We start from the raw sequence: 15,522 nt of genomic DNA on the forward strand, positions 1-15,522 counted from the left end.
CTTGCCTCCCCCGCAAAAGAACAGGAAAGACATCATGATGAGCGCCGTACAGGCCCGCGAGCTGTGGGCCAACTCCGAAGAAATTGTCTCCGCCGCGGAAGTCCAGGCGTCGCTGGACCGCATGGCCACGGAAATCACCGCCAAGATGGGCGATGCCTTCCCGCTGGTGCTGTCGGTGATGGGCGGCGCGGTGGTCTTCACCGGCATGCTGCTGCCCAAGCTGGCCTTCCCGCTGGAGTTCGACTACATCCACCTCTCGCGCTACAACAACAAGACCGTGGGCGGCGAGATGCAGTGGCGCGTGGCCCCGCGCGAGTCGGTCAAGGACCGCGTGGTGCTGGTGCTGGACGACATCCTGGATGAAGGCGAGACCATGGCCGCCATCCGCGAACGCATCATGGACATGGGCGCCAGGGAATTCCACGCCGCGGTGCTTTGCGAGAAGACGCTGACCAAGATCAAGCCCATGCATCCGGATTTCTGCGGCTTTGCCGTCCCGGACCGCTATGTCTTTGGCTGTGGCATGGACGCCAAGGGCTACTGGCGCAACCTGGACTCGATCCGCGCGCTGGTTTGATCAGTTGAATACAGGCACCCGCCAGGGTGCCTGCCCCGGCGCCATCCTCAGGCGCCCAGGATCGGCCACAGCGAGGCCAGCAGCAGCACGGCCATGCCGATATTGAAGGCGCGCAGCACCCGCGGGTGCGCCAGCCAGCGCCGCAGCGCCGAGCCGCACAGCGCCCACATCGCCACGCTGGGCAGGTTGACCACCCCGAAGATCCCCGACAGCAGCAGCACGTTGAACCACAGGTTGCCGTGCAGCACATAGGTGCTGCACGCGCCCACCGCCATCACCCACGCCTTGGGATTGACCCACTGGAACGCCGCCGCGGCCCAGAAGCCCATCGGCCGCGCCACCTGCTGGTCCTGCACACCGCCGCCGGTCGCCAGCTTCCACGCCAGCCACACCAGGTAGACCGTCGCCACCACGCGCAGCACCTGCCAGGTCCACGGGAAGGCGTGGAACAGCGAACCCAGCCCCAGCCCGACCAGCCCCACCATCAGCGCAAAGCCAATGCTGACGCCGAGCAGGTGCGGCACCGTGCGCAAGAAGCCGAAGTTCACGCCCGAGGCGAGCAGCATCGTGTTGTTGGGACCGGGGGTGATCGACGACACCAGTGCAAACCCGGCAAACGCGGCAAAGACACCGGTTCCGGCGGCGAGTTGAGAAACTTCCATGACTGACTCCAGGGGCGTACATAGGCTTTCAGGGAAATCAGTCTACGGTCAGTCAACGGTACAGTACCGGTACAATTTTTCAGAAATAGGCCGATACAGGGGATCCTTAGTTTCCCTCCGGCCTGTGGACCAAAATCCACTCCTGATAGCTGTCCTTGCCGGCAAACGCGGCATTGGCCGACGCAAACCCGGCCACGCGCAGCGGCGCTGCTCGGCAACTGGCTGCACGGCATGCAGCGGCTGGACGACGAGGCGCTGCGACGCACGCTGCGCCACGGCGCCGCACCGGAGCCGCCGTGACGCTCAGCGGGCGGCGTGCCAGGCCACGGCCAGCGCCAGCAGCCACAGGACCGCGCCGGTCAGCCGCTCCACCCACCGCACCGAGCGCCCGAAGCGGGCCGCCACCGCCGGATGCCCGATGCCATACGCCACCAGCAGGTCCCAGCCCAGGACCACCGCAAACATCCATGCGCCGTAGGCGAGCTGCACCGCGGGCGGCGTGCGGCTGGCGGCCAGCACCGAGAACAGGCTGGCATAGAACAGCCCGTTCTTCGGATTCAGGACGGCGGAAAGGAAGCCGCTGGCCAGCTGGGTGAGCCACGGCGCGGGTGCGGCGCGCGTGGAGCCGTCCGCCGCGGGAATGGCCAGCTCGCCGCTGGCGCGCAGCAGCCGCCAGCCCAGCCATGCGAGGTAGGCGCAGCCCGTCCACTGCAATGCCGCGAATAGCAGCGGATAGTCGCGCATCGCGGCAAACCCGGCCAGCGCCAGGGCGATAAAGACGCCATTGCCAAGTGCGATGCCCAGGCATACGCCGCTGGCGCGCCGCGGTCCGTGCACCAGCGCGCTGCGCACCACCAGGAAAAAATCCGGGCCCGGACTGAGCAGCGCCAGTGCATGCGCGCCGGCCACCATGGCGAACTGCTGCCAGGGCAGCGCCCGCGTGCCGAGATCGAAAGCCATGTCCATGCCGACCCTCCGTGAAGAGTCCGCAGTGTCGTGCGCCGGTATGTGAGCGGTCTTGAAGAAAGTTGCTGTGGCGGCAGGCCGGGTCAGGCAGCGCGCTGGTAGCCGCGCGGCGTCATGGCCACGCGCTGCTTGAAGGCGCGCTGGAAGTGGCTCTGGTCGGCAAAGCCCAGCGCCAGCGCCACCTCGGCCAGCGCCGCGCCCTGCCGCAGCAGGCGCCGCCCGTGCTGGATGCGAAGATCGATCTGGTAGGCGTGCGGCGTCATGCCGGTCTCGGCGCGGAAGGCACGGATCAGGTGGTAGCGGCTCAGGCCGCAGGCGCGCGCCAGTTCAGCCAGCGGCAGCCGTTCGGCATGGCGCGCGCGCAGCAGGTCGCACAACTGCGCCACCCGTGCCGAGACGGCAGCGGGCGCCGGCATTGTCTGCATGGCCACGCCGGTATCGATGGCGGCATGCAGGTCGCCGATGAAGGCGACCAGCGCGGCCTCTTTTTCCAGGCTGTCCGCGGCCGAGAACAGCGTGCGGTTCAACCCGCAGACCAGCTGGTAGGCCGGCTGCGACTGCGTCACGCACGCCGGCAGCCCGGTCCGCGCGGCGCCGTCCTCATCCAGCACCGAGGCGACCCACGCCGGATCGAAATGCAGCATCTGGTAGCTCCAGCGCCCGTCCGGCACCGGATTGCAGGCATGCACCTGGCCTGCCGGGATCACCACCACCGCGCCGGGGCCGATCAGCGCCGCATCGTCGCCGCAGGCAAAGCGGCTGGTGCCGCTGTCGACGGCGCCGACTGACAGGGTGGGATGGGCATGCGCCAGGTAGCTGGCGCTGCTGTGGCTGGCGCGCCGGCTTTCGGCAAACGGCAGCGCCGGATCGGCCCACCAGCGGGTGGCACCCGGCGTGGCCCTGGGGCGGCTCAACGCTCGCTGCGGTACGGCCGTTCGCGCAGCCATTTGGTGGCGATCCACTTTTCGCCGGATGCCACCGGCAGGCCGGCGTGCAGCGTGCGTTCATCCAGCGTGCCGTCGGGCAGCAGGTAGCTGAAGTACACCGCGTTGCCCTTGACCGGCGCCACCTCCAGCCCCACGCGCGGGAACGCGGTGGCGCCGCCCGCCTCGGGCGTGTTCAGGTAGATCACCAGGGTGGCGATGCGCTGCCCGCCAACGGACAGCTGCCGCGCCTCGCCCGGGCGCTGCGGGTTGAAGTAGTCGAAGTGCGGCTGGTACTCGCCACCGGGCTTGTAGTTGAGGATCTGCAGGCCTTCGCCGTGCTCGGCGGGCACGCCGGTGACGGCGGCGATGCGCGCCTCGATGCGCGCGATCAGGGCATGCTCGGCCACCTGGAACATCGCGCCCATGCTGGTGCGGGCATCGATCAGGTTCTCGTCGCCGGTATCGGGGTTGACCACCGGCGAGCGCGCCAGGCGGCCGCGCGACAGCGCCACCAGGGCATCGCACTCGTCGTCGGTCAGCAGTTGCTGGAACAGCTGGACCTGCGGCGACGCCAGCCGGAACAGGATCGGGACCTGGCGGTCGCCGCCATCGGCCGCATAGACCGCGGGCGTGCCGGCGGTGGCGGCAGGGCGGGCCGGCGCGGGCCTGGCCGGCGCGGCACCATCGGCGTCTTGTGCAAAGGCCGCGGCCACGGCCCGGCGCGCAAAGGCGTGGTCATAGCCCGAGCGCAGCATCGACAGCACCAGCGCATCGGCGGCAAAGCCTTGGGCGATATGCCGGGCCAGCCATTGTTCAAGTTCGGGCGAGGATTCGGTGTAGCCGGTCTTGCCGCCGGCAACGGAGGCTTCGCGGATCATGACGGATTGGCGGCGACGCGTTGCGACGAGAACGGGTTGCGGGCTGGCGGCTCGGACACCGGTGCGCGCGGGCGCGACGGTGCGATCTCGGGATCGCCGGCCACGGTGACCGTGGCTTCGGAATACTGCCAGCGCTTCCACGCCGCCAGCACCGCGTTGGGGTACTCGGGGCGGCCGCGGCTGCCGTTGTAGCGGCCCAGCGCCAGGTACAGGTCGCCCTGCTCGCGGTCCAGGTAGTAGCGCAGGATGGTGCAGCCGTAACGCAGGTTGCTCTGCAGGTGAAACAGCTTGCGCGGGTCGCTGTCGCCGATGGCGCGCACCCAGAACGGCATCACCTGCATCAGCCCGCGCGCACCGGCCGAGCTGATCGCGTACTTGCGGAAGTTGCTTTCGACCTGGACCAGGCCCAGCACCAGCGCGGGCTCCAGCCCGGCGCGCTTGGCCTCGTAGTAGGCCACTTCGATCAGCTCCACACGCACCTGTGGCTCGGGGATGCGCGAGGCCAGGCGGGCGGACATCTCGCCCAGCCATTTCAGGTAGGCCAGGCGCTCGCCACCGGACGCAAACACCGGCCGCGTGGGCCGGTCATCGGCAATGGCGGCGGCCAGCGCGCCACGCACGGAATCGGCCAGGTCTTCTTCCTTTTGCGCGCCGGCGTGGGCTGCCATGGCCGCCAGGGCCAGCAGCAGCCCGCCCGCGCAGCGGCGGGCGGCGTCGGTCATGCCGCGGGCGGCGCGCATGGGGCTCAGTTCGCCAGCTGGCTGCGCACGTGGCCGACCACATCGGCCACGCTGACGGCGGTGGCCTGCGCGTCGCGCCGGCCCTGGTACTCGACCTTGCCTTCCTTCAGGCCGCGGTCGCCCACCACCACGCGGTGCGGCACGCCGATCAGCTCCCAGTCGGCAAACATCACGCCCGGGCGCTCGCCGCGGTCGTCCAGGATGACGTCCACGCCGGCGGCCAGCAGCTCGGCATGGATGCGGTCAGCCTCGGCCTTGACGGCTTCGGAGCGGTCGTAGCCGACCGGGCAGATCACCACCGCGAACGGCGCGATCGCGGCCGGCCAGATGATGCCGCGCTCATCGAAGTTCTGCTCGATCGCCGCGCCCAGGATACGGGTGACGCCGATGCCGTAGCAGCCCATCTGCATCGGCTGGGTCTTGCCGTTCTCGTCCAGGAAGGTGGCGTTCATGGACTCGGAATAGCGCGTGCCGAGCATGAACACGTGGCCCACCTCGATGCCGCGGCAGATTTCCAGCGTGCCCTGGCCGTCCGGCGAGGCGTCGCCGGCCACCACGTTGCGCAGGTCGGCCACGACCGGCTCGGGCAGGTCGCGGCCCCAGTTGACGCCGGTGTAGTGGTAGTCGCGATAGTTGGCGCCGCAGACAAAGTCGCTCATGTTGGCGACGGTGCGGTCGGCCACCACCTTGACCGGCTTCTTCATGTCGATCGGGCCCAGGTAGCCCGGCGGCGAGCCGAAGGCGTCGACGATCTCGTTCTCGGTGGCAAAACGGAAGTCGGCCAGGCCCGGCACCTTGGACGCCTTGACCTCGTTCAGTTCGTGGTCGGCGCGGATCAGCAGCAGCCAGATCTCGGCGCCGGCTTCGGTGTCCTTGGCCAGCACGATGGACTTGACGTTGCGCTCCAGCGGGATGTTCAGGAATTCCGCCACCTGCTCGCACTTGACCTTTTCCGGGGTGAAGGTCTTGACCAGGTCTTCCTTGGGCGCGGCGCGCTCGGCCAGTAGCGGCAGCGCCTCGGCGGCCTCCATGTTGGCGGCGTAGTCCGAGGTCGGGCAGTAGACGATGGAGTCCTCGCCGGTCTCGGCGATCACATGGAACTCATGCGAGCCCGAGCCGCCGATGGCGCCGTTGTCGGCCGCCACGGCGCGGAATTCCAGGCCAAAGCGGCGGAAGATGCGCACGTAGGTGTCGTACATGTTCTCGTACGACTTGCGCAGGCCGTCCGTGTCGCGGTCGAAGGAATAGGCATCCTTCATGGTGAACTCGCGCCCGCGCATGATGCCGAAGCGCGGCCGGCGCTCGTCGCGGAACTTGGTCTGGATCTGGTAGAAATTGACCGGCAGCTGCTTGTAGCTGCGGATTTCCGAGCGGGCGATGTCGGTCACCACCTCTTCCGAGGTCGGCTGGACCGCGAAGTCGCGCTCATGGCGGTCCTTCAGGCGCAGCAGCTCGGGGCCCATCTTGTCCCAGCGGCCGGTTTCCTGCCACAGCTCGGCCGGCTGGATCACCGGCATGGACAGCTCCACCGCGCCGGCGCGGTTCATTTCCTCGCGGACGATGTTCTCCGCCTTGCGGATCACGCGCAGCCCGATCGGCATGTAGTTGTAGATGCCGGCACCCAGCTTCTTGATCATGCCGGCGCGCATCATCAGCTTGTGCGAAACGATTTCCGCGTCGGCGGGCGCTTCCTTGAGGGTGGAAATGAAGAATTGCGAGGCTTTCATCCGTAATTTCTCTCTGGGCCGCCGGGTTCGGGAAAATCCGTCCCGGCAAAATCCGGGGGGCCGGCGGCGCTGAATTGTGTGCACGCGCCTGAAACTGCCCTTCCGCTCGGGGAAAACCAGCATCCCCCGGTCCGGGCCCGGCTGCGCGCTTCCTTTATAATCAGCGTAATTCTAAAGGATTCGAGGTGCAGTCATGCTCGATCGTGAAGGCTTTCGCCCGAACGTCGGCATCATCCTCCTCAACGCACGAAACGAGGTTTTCTGGGGCAAGCGAATCGGCGAACACTCCTGGCAGTTCCCGCAAGGTGGCATCAAGTACGGCGAAACGCCTGAACAGGCCATGTACCGCGAACTGCATGAGGAAATCGGCCTGCTTCCGGAGCACGTCAGGATCGTCGGTCGCACGCGCGACTGGCTGCGTTACGAGGTGCCGGACAAGTTCATCCGCCGCGAGATCCGCGGCCACTACAAGGGCCAGAAACAAATCTGGTTCCTGCTGCGCATGGCCGGCAGGGACTGTGATATCCACCTGCGTGCCACCGAGCACCCTGAGTTCGACGCCTGGCGTTGGAGTCATTACTGGGTGCCGCTGGAGGCGGTGATCGAGTTCAAGCGCGATGTCTACCAGCTGGCGCTGACGGAGTTGTCACGCTTCCTGAACCGGCACGCGCGTGTGCCGCTGAGCCCCTATGGCACACACGGGACGCACGGCCCCCAGGGCATACATGGCCGCCACGGCGGGCCACGCAGCCAGGCGCTCAGCCGCGCCCAGCAGGCGCAGCAGGCCGACGCCGACTGCAATGCCGAGGCCGAGCACGCGACAGAGCACGATTCACCGGCAACGCCGGTTTCCACCTCACGGAGCACTGATGACTAGTTTCACCGGCTTGGGCCGCCGCGGCGGCCTGACCGCTGCCGGAATGCTGATTGCCGCGGCCAGCCTTGCGCTGGCCGGCTGCAAGACCACCGGCAAGGAAATGGCGGAGGAAGAAAGCACCTGGATCAACCCGTTCGGGGCCAAGACCTTTGATGAGGCCAAGGCCATGCTGCCGGCGCCGCCGCAGGACGCCAACCTGATCCCGTTCACGGTGTCGGGTACCGGCTCGCTGTCGTTCGCGGTGGACGGCAAGTCGGTCTCGGTCGGCAAGGACAACGTGGTGCGCTACACGGTCGTCACCACCAGCCAGAGCGGCGCGCGCAACGTGACCTTCGAAGGCCTGCGCTGCGATGCGTTCGAGCGCAAGCTCTACGCCACGCTGCCCAAGGGCGCGACGGAATGGGTGCCCAACAGCAGCGACTACGGCGAGACCTGGCACCGCATGGAGACTGGCGTACGCAATGCCTACGCCGCCACGCTGGCGATCGATTTCTTCTGCGAGGGCCGTACCGTGGCCGGCACCGCCGACGCCATCGTGCGCGACCTGCAATCGCGCGCGCCGCGCAAGCGCTGAAGCGCACAGCGTCGACATGAAAAAACGGCGGGACTGCCTGGCAGCCCCGCCGTTTTCATTTGCGCCGGGCCTTTGCGCCGGGATGCCGGGTCAGACCAGCACCAGGTTGTCGCGATGGATCAGTTCGGGCTCGTTCAGGTGCCCCAGCACGGACTCGATCTCGGACGAGGGCTTGCGCGCGATCAGCCGCGCCTCGGCACTGGAATAGTTGGTGATGCCGCGCGCCACCTCCTTGCCCTGCGCGTCGACGCATGCGATCACCTCGCCACGGGCGAACTCGCCCTGCACTTCCGTCACGCCGATCGGCAGCAGCGACTTGCCGCCGCTGGTGAGCTTCTCGACCGCGCCGTTGTCTATCACGACCCGGCCGCGCAGCTGCAGGTGGTCGGCCATCCATTGCTTGCGCGCCGTGAGCCGTCCGGTCGGCGCCAGCAGCTGGGTGCCGATGGCCTCGCCCGCGGCCAGTCGCTCCAGCACGTTGGCCTCGCGCCCGGAGGCGATGGTGGTGTGGGCACCGGACTTGGCCGCGCGCTTGGCCGCCAGGATCTTGGTCAGCATGCCGCCGCGCCCGATCGACGTGCCGGCGCCGCCGGCCATGGCTTCCAGCTCCGGGGTGCCGGCCAGGGCCTCGTCCACGAACTGCGCGGCCGGGTCCTTGCGCGGATCGGCGGTGTACAGGCCGCGCTGGTCGGTCAGGATCACCAGCGCGTCGCCTTCGATCAGGTTGGTCACCAGCGCGCCCAGCGTGTCGTTGTCGCCGAACTTGATTTCGTCGGTGACCACGGTGTCATTCTCGTTGATGATCGGCACCACGCCCAGGGACAGCAGCGTGAGCAGGGTCGAGCGGGCGTTGAGGTAGCGTTCGCGGTCGGCCAGGTCGGCGTGAGTCAGCAGCACCTGCGCGGTCCGGATGCCGTAGCGGCCGAACTGGCTTTCATAGACCTGCGCCAGGCCCATCTGGCCGACGGCGGCGGCGGCCTGCAGCTCATGGATTTCCTTCGGGCGGCGCACCCAGCCCAGGCGCTGCATGCCTTCGGCGATGGCGCCGGAGCTGACCAGCACCACTTCCTTGCCAGCCACGCGCAGCTTGGCGATCTGGGCCGCCCAGCGGGCGATGGCGTCGTGATCCAGCCCCTTGCCGTCGTTGGTGACCAGGCTGGAGCCGACTTTGACGACGATGCGCTTTGCCTGCGCGATGACCGATTGCATGGCGGGAATCCTGTCTCCCGGGCAGCCGGCGGCGGGCGCCGCGCCCGAATTGTCCGTGGGTATTCTTCTGTGGTGGGGCGCCGGCGGCGGCCCCGGCTTATGCCTCGCCCTGCCCCTGGTCGACGTTGTGCAGCCGCTCGTCCAGGCGGATGTCCGGCTCGGCCAGCGCCGCGGCCTCTGCGGCCTTGATCGCCAGCAGGTGGTCCTTGATCGAGTAGATCAGCTCGCGGCAGCCTTCGCCGGTCAGCGCCGAAATCTGGAACACCGGCCCCTTCCACTTGTAGCGCTTGATGAAATCCTTCACGCGGGTGGCGCGCTCTTCCTCGGGAACCACGTCGAGCTTGTTCAGCACCAGCCAGCGCGGCTTGTCGTACAGGGTTTCGTCGTACTTCTTCAGCTCGTTGACGATGGCCTTGGCCTCAGCCACCGGGTCGACTGCCTCGTCGAACGGCGCCAGGTCGACGATATGCAGCAGCAGGCCGGTGCGCTGCAGGTGACGCAGGAACTGGTGGCCCAGGCCCGCGCCCTCGGCGGCGCCTTCGATCAGGCCGGGAATGTCGGCGACCACGAACGATTGCTCATGGTCCACGCGCACCACGCCCAGGTTCGGGTGCAGCGTGGTGAACGGATAGTCCGCCACCTTCGGGCGCGCGTTGGAGATATGCGAGATAAAGGTCGACTTGCCGGCGTTGGGCATGCCCAGCAGGCCGACGTCGGCCAGCACCTTGAGCTCGAGCTTGAGCATGCGGCGCTCGCCCGGCCTGCCATCCACCTGCTGGCGCGGCGCGCGGTTGGTACTGGACTTGAAATGCAGGTTGCCCCAGCCGCCCATGCCGCCTTCGGCCAGGCACACGCGCTGGCCGTGCTCGGTCAGGTCGGCGATGACTTCGCCGGTGTCCATGTCGGTGATCAGCGTGCCCACCGGCATGCGCAGCGTGATGTCCTCGCCGGCGGCGCCGTAGCAGTCGGAGCCGCGGCCATTCTCGCCGTTGCGGGCCACGTGCTTCCTGGCGTAGCGGAAGTCGATCAGGGTATTGATATTGCGGTCCGCCACGGCGAACACGCTGCCGCCGCGGCCGCCATCGCCACCATCCGGGCCGCCGAAGGGCACAAACTTCTCGCGCCGGAACGAGGCGCTGCCATTGCCGCCGTTGCCGGCGATGGCTTCGATTCGGGCTTCGTCTATGAACTTCATGATGATGGGTTTCCGTGATGGATCGGCGGATCAGCGGCTGGAAGCCTCCAACCGGGCTGGCGAACTGACATTGTCGCCAGAAAAGAAAAGGCCCCGCAAGCGTTGCGGGGCCTTCATCCTGCAAAGGCTGTTATCAGGCCGCCGGAACGACGCTGACTTGCTGCTTCTTGGCAGGGCCCTTGACGGCGAACTGCACGTGGCCGTCCACCAGGGCAAACAGCGTGTGGTCCTTGCCCACGCCGACGTTGTCGCCGGCATGCACGCGGGTACCGCGCTGGCGGATGATGATGCCGCCGGCGTTGATGGCCTGGCCACCAAACACCTTCACGCCCAGACGCTTCGATTCGGAATCACGGCCGTTCCGCGTGGAACCGCCGCCTTTTTTCTGTGCCATGTCTTACTCCTGTCGCTTTACCTGGTTACGCTCGATCGATCAGGCAACGATCGCTTCGATGCGCAGTTCGGTGTAATTCTGACGATGGCCTTGACGCTTCTGGTAGTGCTTGCGACGGCGCATCTTGAAGATCTTCACTTTGTCGTGACGACCTTGGGAGATAACGGTAGCCTTGACGGAAGCCCCGCTAACCAGCGGCGTACCAAACTTGATTTGGTCGCCGGCGCCCACTGCGAGCACCTGGTCGAGCGTGATTTCTGCGCCAATGTCTGCCGGTATCTGTTCTACTTTCAGTTTTTCGCCAGCAGCAACCTTGTATTGCTTGCCGCCGGTTTTTACGACCGCGTACATTGTCGAACCTCTCGGATGTGAATAAAACGCCGTATGCCGGCACTGGCGCATCCTGCGCGGCCGGTCAATTGCACGGCCTGGCGCCTGGATGGGCTCACTGCGGCCCGGTTATCTCCCGCCGGCCAGAACCCGCAAAGCGAGCGCAGCTACCGGAGGAAACCGGGAATTGTAAACGAGATCAGAGAAAAGCGCAAAGAAAACAGGCACATAGCCTGTGTGCGGCGGCATCGCCACAATGGAACCGCGTCCTGGCTCAGGTCAGGTCGGCGAGCAGGAATCCCGCCAGCGCCGCAAACGCCACCCAAAGGGCGGTGCGGCGCAGGTGGCGGCGAGGAACGAACTTGTTCATGGCTGCATTATAGATGCGCGCCTTGCGAGCACCCTGAGCGCATACCTGAGCGCGAATCTTTAGAAGCGCCCCATACGTAGAACGCCACGCGCATCGCATATAATCGTCCGGTTTTGCGTAACGGTGATCATCTTGTCCCAGCCTTCCGCCACTGCCTTGCTTGCCCCGGTCGCTGCAGACATGCGCGCGGTCGATGCTGTTATCCGCCAGCGGCTGTCTTCTGAAGTCCCCCTGATCGAGCAGATCGGCGAATACATCATCGGCGCCGGCGGCAAGCGCCTGCGCCCGGTGATCCTGCTGCTGACGGCGCGCGCGATGGGCTACGACGGCAATCGCCACCATGAGCTGGCCGCCGTGGTGGAGTTCATCCACACCGCCACCCTGCTGCACGACGATGTGGTCGACGAGTCCGAGCTGCGGCGCGGGCGTGATACCGCCAATGCCGTGTTCGGCAACGCCGCCAGCGTGCTGGTGGGCGACTTCCTTTATTCGCGCGCGTTCCAGATGATGGTCGATGCCGGCAGCATGCGCATCATGGAGATCCTGTCCAACGCGACCAACGTGATCGCCGAGGGCGAGGTCCTGCAGCTGCTGAACATGCACGACCCCGACGTCACCGTCGAGCGCTACCTGCAGGTGATCCGCTACAAGACCGCGAAGCTGTTCGAGGCCGCCGCGCAGCTCGGCGCCGTGCTGGCCGGCGCCGACGCCCAGATGGAAGAAGCCGCGGCAGAGTATGGCCGCCGCATCGGCACCGCCTTCCAGCTGATCGACGACATGCTGGACTACACCGCCAGCGCCGAGCAGATGGGCAAGAACGCCGGCGACGACCTGCGCGAAGGCAAGCCCACCCTGCCCCTGCTGCACCTGCTGGAGCACGGCACGCCCGAGCAGCGCCAGCTGGCGCGCGACGCCATCGTGCAAGGCGGCACCGAGCATTTCGACGCCGTGTTCGCCGCGATCCACGCGAGTGGCGCGCTGGAGGTCACCTTCGAAGCCGCACGGCGCGAGGCTGAAGCCGCCGAACAAGCGGCACGGCAGTTCCCGCCGTCGGAACTGAAGGAAACCCTGATCCAGCTCTGCGCGTTCTCTTTGCAACGGCAGTCCTGACGCAACCGCGGGGAAGGCGGCGGAAGCGGGCTGAACCGCGATTTTCCTCGCCCTCTTCCATTCCCCAAAAAACGCTGCTAAACTTACCTTCTTTGCTGCAGACGGTCAGACGTTTGCCAGCAAACCAAATCGGGGTGTAGCTTAGCCTGGTAGAGCGCTACGTTCGGGACGTAGAGGCCGGAGGTTCGAATCCTCTCACCCCGACCAGATTTAAAAGGCCGAATCAACGTCAGTTGGTTCGGCCTTTTGTCTTTCTGCCCCTCCCGCCCTCCGGCAACTCATCCCTTGATCGCCTTGCGCTGACGCTTGAATGCCTTCAGGTCGGCCGCGGAAAACAGCTGGCTACGCCCCACTTCCGCATGAGGCGCCAGCTTGCCGTCGCGCACCAGCCGCCGGAAGGTGGCAATTGAAACTTCAAGGTATTCGGCCGCCTCCGCGGCGGTGAAGTCTGCTTCAGCGAGGTGGCCAAAGACCTCCTCGTGCGAGAAGTTCTCGTCCTTGAAAGCCTGCTCGCCCACCAGCGTGAAGAACTTGACGCGCTCCTGCGCGGGCATCTTGCTGACGGCCTTCATCAGGTCTTCTGCGGTCATGATGGTCATCCCTTTCTCTCTGCCCTCAGGTACTGCTTGAGCTCGTCGTAGAAGCTCTCGTGCGAGCCCACCTTGTAGAAGTCGATCCATAGTATTTCAAGGTCCACGCCTGCTGCCTGCTGCCCGGGTCGCGGCCGCCGGTAGGCGATCAGGTATTCCTGCCGGTTGAACTTGAATTTGTGGACCCCGATCCCGGCCAGATCACCAACCTTGGCTCCCCGACGCCAGGATCTGCGCACACCACCTCCACTTCATCCTCGATCGCCAGCCGCAACGGCTTGTGTGCCTTCTTGACGAACTGCACGAAGGGCTTCTTGTAAATTGGCTTCATGCCATGTTATGCACGCATCTTTGATGCTATATCAGATCAAGACGGCGTGGCATCTTCGGTTGTGAAAAGGCCAATGGAAACATGGGCGGGGACAGGGATTTCTCTCAAAAGGACACACCCCGCGCGCAAGGAAGCAGCCTGAAACGCCCCTTCTTCCCCGCGCAAGTAGGGTTGCGCCCGTGTCGCGCAAACGCCAACACCACGCCCGCGTCAGCTTTACAAAAAGTGACCCCGGCGGCAAACTGCCCCGATCCGGGGACGTGGGTCCGTCCGCCCCCGCCTGCGTGGCATCCGCCACCGCCTAACCGCACCGCACAGCGCACCTGCCATGACACTCGGTCTTGCCCTGGCCCAGAGCCGGCGTATCGCGCCCGCCCTGCTTGCTCAGCTGGAGCAGGCCGCGCGTGAAAAGCAGTCGCAGCTGATCGACGAGATCGTCGGCAGCGGCACCATGAGCGCGCACGACCTGGCGCTGTTTGCCGCGGACAAGTACCAGCTGCCGCTGCTGGACCTGGCCCAGTACAACCTGACCAAGGTGCCGCCGGCGCTGGCCGGCAACCGCGAATTCCACGCGCACCGGCTGCTGCCGCTGGGCCGGCGCGAGAACCGGCTGGTGCTGGCAATGTCCGACCCGTCCAACCAGGCCGGGCTGGATGCGATCAAGGAAAAGTACAAGCTGCCGGTCGAAGCGGTGGTGGTCGAGCACGACAAGCTGATGAAGCACGTGCGCTCCGCCGGCGAGGCCCTGGGCACGCTCAAGAACATCTCGCCGGTGCAGGCCGAGCGCAAGATGATCGAATACGATCCGGTGGCCGCGGCCGGCAACCAGCGCAACCGCACCACCGCCGACAATATCGACGACGCCCCGGTGGTGCGCTTCCTGCAGAAGCTGCTGACCGAGGCCTTCCACCGCGGCGCGTCCGACCTGCACTTCGAACCGTTCGAGACCTTCTACCGCATCCGCTTCCGCGTGGACGGGGTGCTGCAGGAGGTTGCACGCCCGCCGCTGGATATCCGCGACAAGATCGCCACCCGCATCAAGGTGCTGTCGCGCCTGGATATTTCTGAAAAGCGCGTGCCGCAGGACGGCCGCATGAAGCTGCTGATTGCCCTGCCCAAGGACAAGGACGCCAAGGAGACGGTCGAGCGGGCAGTGGATTTCCGCGTGTCGACGCTGCCGACGCTGTTCGGCGAGAAGATCGTGATGCGGATTCTGGAATCTTCGTCCGACAAGCTCGACATCGACCAGCTCGGCTATGAGCCCGAGCAGAAGGCGCTGCTGCTGGACGTGATCAAGCGCCCCTACGGCATGGTGCTGGTGACCGGCCCCACCGGCAGCGGCAAGACGGTGTCGCTGTACACCTTCCTGAACCTGCTGAACCAGGGCGACATCAATATCTCCACCGCGGAAGACCCGGCCGAAATCCAGCTGCCAGGCATCAACCAGGTCAACGTCAACGACAAGGCGGGCCTGACCTTTGCCGCGGCCCTGCGTTCGTTCCTGCGGCAGGACCCGGACATCATCATGGTCGGCGAAATCCGCGACCTGGAAACCGCCGACATCTCGATCAAGGCCGCGCAGACCGGCCACCTGGTGTTGTCGACGCTGCACACCAACGATGCGCCGACCACGCTGACGCGGTTGATGAACATGGGCGTGGCGGCCTTCAATATTGCGTCGAGCGTGCTGATGATCACCGCGCAGCGACTGGCGCGGCGGCTGTGCACCTGCAAGCGCGAGGGCGAGGGCGAGATCCCGCGCGAGGCGCTGCTTGAGGCGGGCTTCCGCGAACAAGACCTGGACGGCAGCTGGCAGCCCTACCACCCGGTCGGCTGCGAGCGCTGCAACGGCACCGGCTATAAGGGCCGCTGCGGCATCTACCAGGTCATGCCGATCACCGAGGCCATGCAGGAGATCATCCTGACGCACGGCACGGCACTGCAGATCGCCGAGCAGGCGCGCAAGGATGGCGTGCTATCGTTGCGCGAAGCGGGGCTGCTGAAGGTGAAGCAGGGCGTCACGTCACTCGAAGAAGTGCTGGCGACAACGAATACTTAGGGAAGCA

17 protein-coding genes and 1 tRNA gene are annotated in these 15,522 nt (G+C 66.4%); 6 read left to right on the forward strand and 12 right to left on the reverse strand.

All coding sequences use genetic code 11. From position 1 onward, the window contains the following. Positions 1-34 precede the first annotated feature (34 nt). Positions 35-577 carry a hypoxanthine-guanine phosphoribosyltransferase gene (locus RS901_RS03650; RefSeq protein ID WP_013958044.1) on the forward strand — a complete coding sequence of 181 codons (543 nt, stop codon included), beginning with the start codon at positions 35-37 and terminating at the stop codon, positions 575-577. 47 nt (positions 578-624) lie between these two features. Here RS901_RS03650 and RS901_RS03655 read toward each other — a convergent pair whose 3' ends face one another. The 6 genes from RS901_RS03655 to RS901_RS03680 all read right to left on the reverse strand — a co-directional run bounded on the left by RS901_RS03655 (position 625) and on the right by RS901_RS03680 (position 6,476). Next, positions 625-1,239, reverse strand: a complete 615-nt coding sequence (locus tag RS901_RS03655; RefSeq protein WP_316151568.1) for a LysE family translocator — start codon at positions 1,237-1,239, stop codon at positions 625-627. A 303-nt stretch (positions 1,240-1,542) separates the two neighbouring features. Then, a complete protein-coding gene (locus tag RS901_RS03660; protein ID WP_316151569.1) occupies positions 1,543-2,205 on the reverse strand; it encodes a LysE family translocator in 663 nt (220 codons plus the stop codon). 83 nt (positions 2,206-2,288) lie between these two features. Further along, on the reverse strand, positions 2,289-3,119 hold the full coding sequence (locus RS901_RS03665) for an AraC family transcriptional regulator (protein WP_316151570.1): 831 nt from the start codon (positions 3,117-3,119) through the stop codon (positions 2,289-2,291). Then, positions 3,116-4,009, reverse strand: coding sequence for a 2OG-Fe(II) oxygenase (locus tag RS901_RS03670; RefSeq protein WP_316151571.1), 894 nt, complete (start codon positions 4,007-4,009; stop codon positions 3,116-3,118). Before RS901_RS03670 ends, RS901_RS03665 begins: the two co-directional genes overlap by 4 nt. Further along, on the reverse strand, positions 4,006-4,749 hold the full coding sequence (locus tag RS901_RS03675; RefSeq protein WP_013958050.1) for a lytic transglycosylase domain-containing protein: 744 nt from the start codon (positions 4,747-4,749) through the stop codon (positions 4,006-4,008). The genes RS901_RS03670 and RS901_RS03675 overlap by 4 nt, the downstream gene beginning before the upstream one ends. 5 nt (positions 4,750-4,754) lie before the next feature. Next, entirely contained in the window at positions 4,755-6,476 is a 1,722-nt protein-coding gene (locus RS901_RS03680) for a proline--tRNA ligase (protein WP_316151572.1), read from the reverse strand. A 193-nt stretch (positions 6,477-6,669) separates the two neighbouring features. Between RS901_RS03680 and RS901_RS03685 the strand changes: the two genes are divergently transcribed. Both RS901_RS03685 and RS901_RS03690 read left to right on the forward strand, forming a co-directional pair. After that, on the forward strand, positions 6,670-7,353 hold the full coding sequence (locus tag RS901_RS03685; RefSeq protein ID WP_114133583.1) for an RNA pyrophosphohydrolase: 684 nt from the start codon (positions 6,670-6,672) through the stop codon (positions 7,351-7,353). Further along, positions 7,346-7,927 carry a CNP1-like family protein gene (locus RS901_RS03690; protein WP_316151574.1) on the forward strand — a complete coding sequence of 194 codons (582 nt, stop codon included), beginning with the start codon at positions 7,346-7,348 and terminating at the stop codon, positions 7,925-7,927. The genes RS901_RS03685 and RS901_RS03690 overlap by 8 nt, the downstream gene beginning before the upstream one ends. A 90-nt stretch (positions 7,928-8,017) precedes the next feature. On the opposite strand, the gene proB is transcribed toward RS901_RS03690, so the two are convergent. The 4 genes from proB to rplU form a co-directional block, all read right to left on the reverse strand. Beyond that, entirely contained in the window at positions 8,018-9,136 is a 1,119-nt protein-coding gene (proB, locus tag RS901_RS03695) for a glutamate 5-kinase (RefSeq protein ID WP_010814745.1), read from the reverse strand. Between the two features lie 97 nt (positions 9,137-9,233). Further along, on the reverse strand, positions 9,234-10,331 hold the full coding sequence (gene obgE / locus RS901_RS03700; protein WP_316151575.1) for a GTPase ObgE: 1,098 nt from the start codon (positions 10,329-10,331) through the stop codon (positions 9,234-9,236). A gap of 133 nt (positions 10,332-10,464) precedes the next feature. After that, positions 10,465-10,725 (reverse strand): 50S ribosomal protein L27, encoded by a 261-nt coding sequence (gene rpmA / locus RS901_RS03705; RefSeq protein ID WP_010814747.1) that lies wholly within the window; start codon positions 10,723-10,725, stop codon positions 10,465-10,467. A 39-nt stretch (positions 10,726-10,764) separates the two neighbouring features. Continuing rightward, positions 10,765-11,076 (reverse strand): 50S ribosomal protein L21, encoded by a 312-nt coding sequence (gene rplU / locus RS901_RS03710; protein ID WP_006576525.1) that lies wholly within the window; start codon positions 11,074-11,076, stop codon positions 10,765-10,767. Positions 11,077-11,605: 529 nt separating this feature from the next. Here rplU and ispB point away from each other — a divergent pair. Together ispB and RS901_RS03720 are read left to right on the forward strand one after the other, a co-directional pair. Beyond that, on the forward strand, positions 11,606-12,535 hold the full coding sequence (gene ispB, locus RS901_RS03715; protein ID WP_316153362.1) for an octaprenyl diphosphate synthase: 930 nt from the start codon (positions 11,606-11,608) through the stop codon (positions 12,533-12,535). Between the two features lie 130 nt (positions 12,536-12,665). Continuing rightward, positions 12,666-12,742 (forward strand) — tRNA-Pro (locus tag RS901_RS03720). A gap of 71 nt (positions 12,743-12,813) precedes the next feature. Here the strand turns inward: RS901_RS03720 and RS901_RS03725 are convergent. Further along, positions 12,814-13,134 (reverse strand): helix-turn-helix domain-containing protein, encoded by a 321-nt coding sequence (locus RS901_RS03725; protein WP_316151579.1) that lies wholly within the window; start codon positions 13,132-13,134, stop codon positions 12,814-12,816. Beyond that, positions 13,131-13,364 (reverse strand): type II toxin-antitoxin system RelE/ParE family toxin, encoded by a 234-nt coding sequence (locus RS901_RS03730; RefSeq protein WP_316151580.1) that lies wholly within the window; start codon positions 13,362-13,364, stop codon positions 13,131-13,133. The genes RS901_RS03725 and RS901_RS03730 overlap by 4 nt, the downstream gene beginning before the upstream one ends. A gap of 420 nt (positions 13,365-13,784) precedes the next feature. On the opposite strand from RS901_RS03730, the gene pilB reads away from it, so the two are divergent. Further along, a complete protein-coding gene (pilB, locus tag RS901_RS03735) occupies positions 13,785-15,515 on the forward strand; it encodes a type IV-A pilus assembly ATPase PilB (protein ID WP_114133588.1) in 1,731 nt (576 codons plus the stop codon). The last annotated feature ends 7 nt before the right edge of the window (positions 15,516-15,522 follow it).

The organism is Cupriavidus sp. BIC8F, from assembly GCF_032465815.1.
In the GTDB taxonomy this organism is placed as follows: Bacteria; Pseudomonadota; Gammaproteobacteria; order Burkholderiales; family Burkholderiaceae; genus Cupriavidus; species Cupriavidus necator.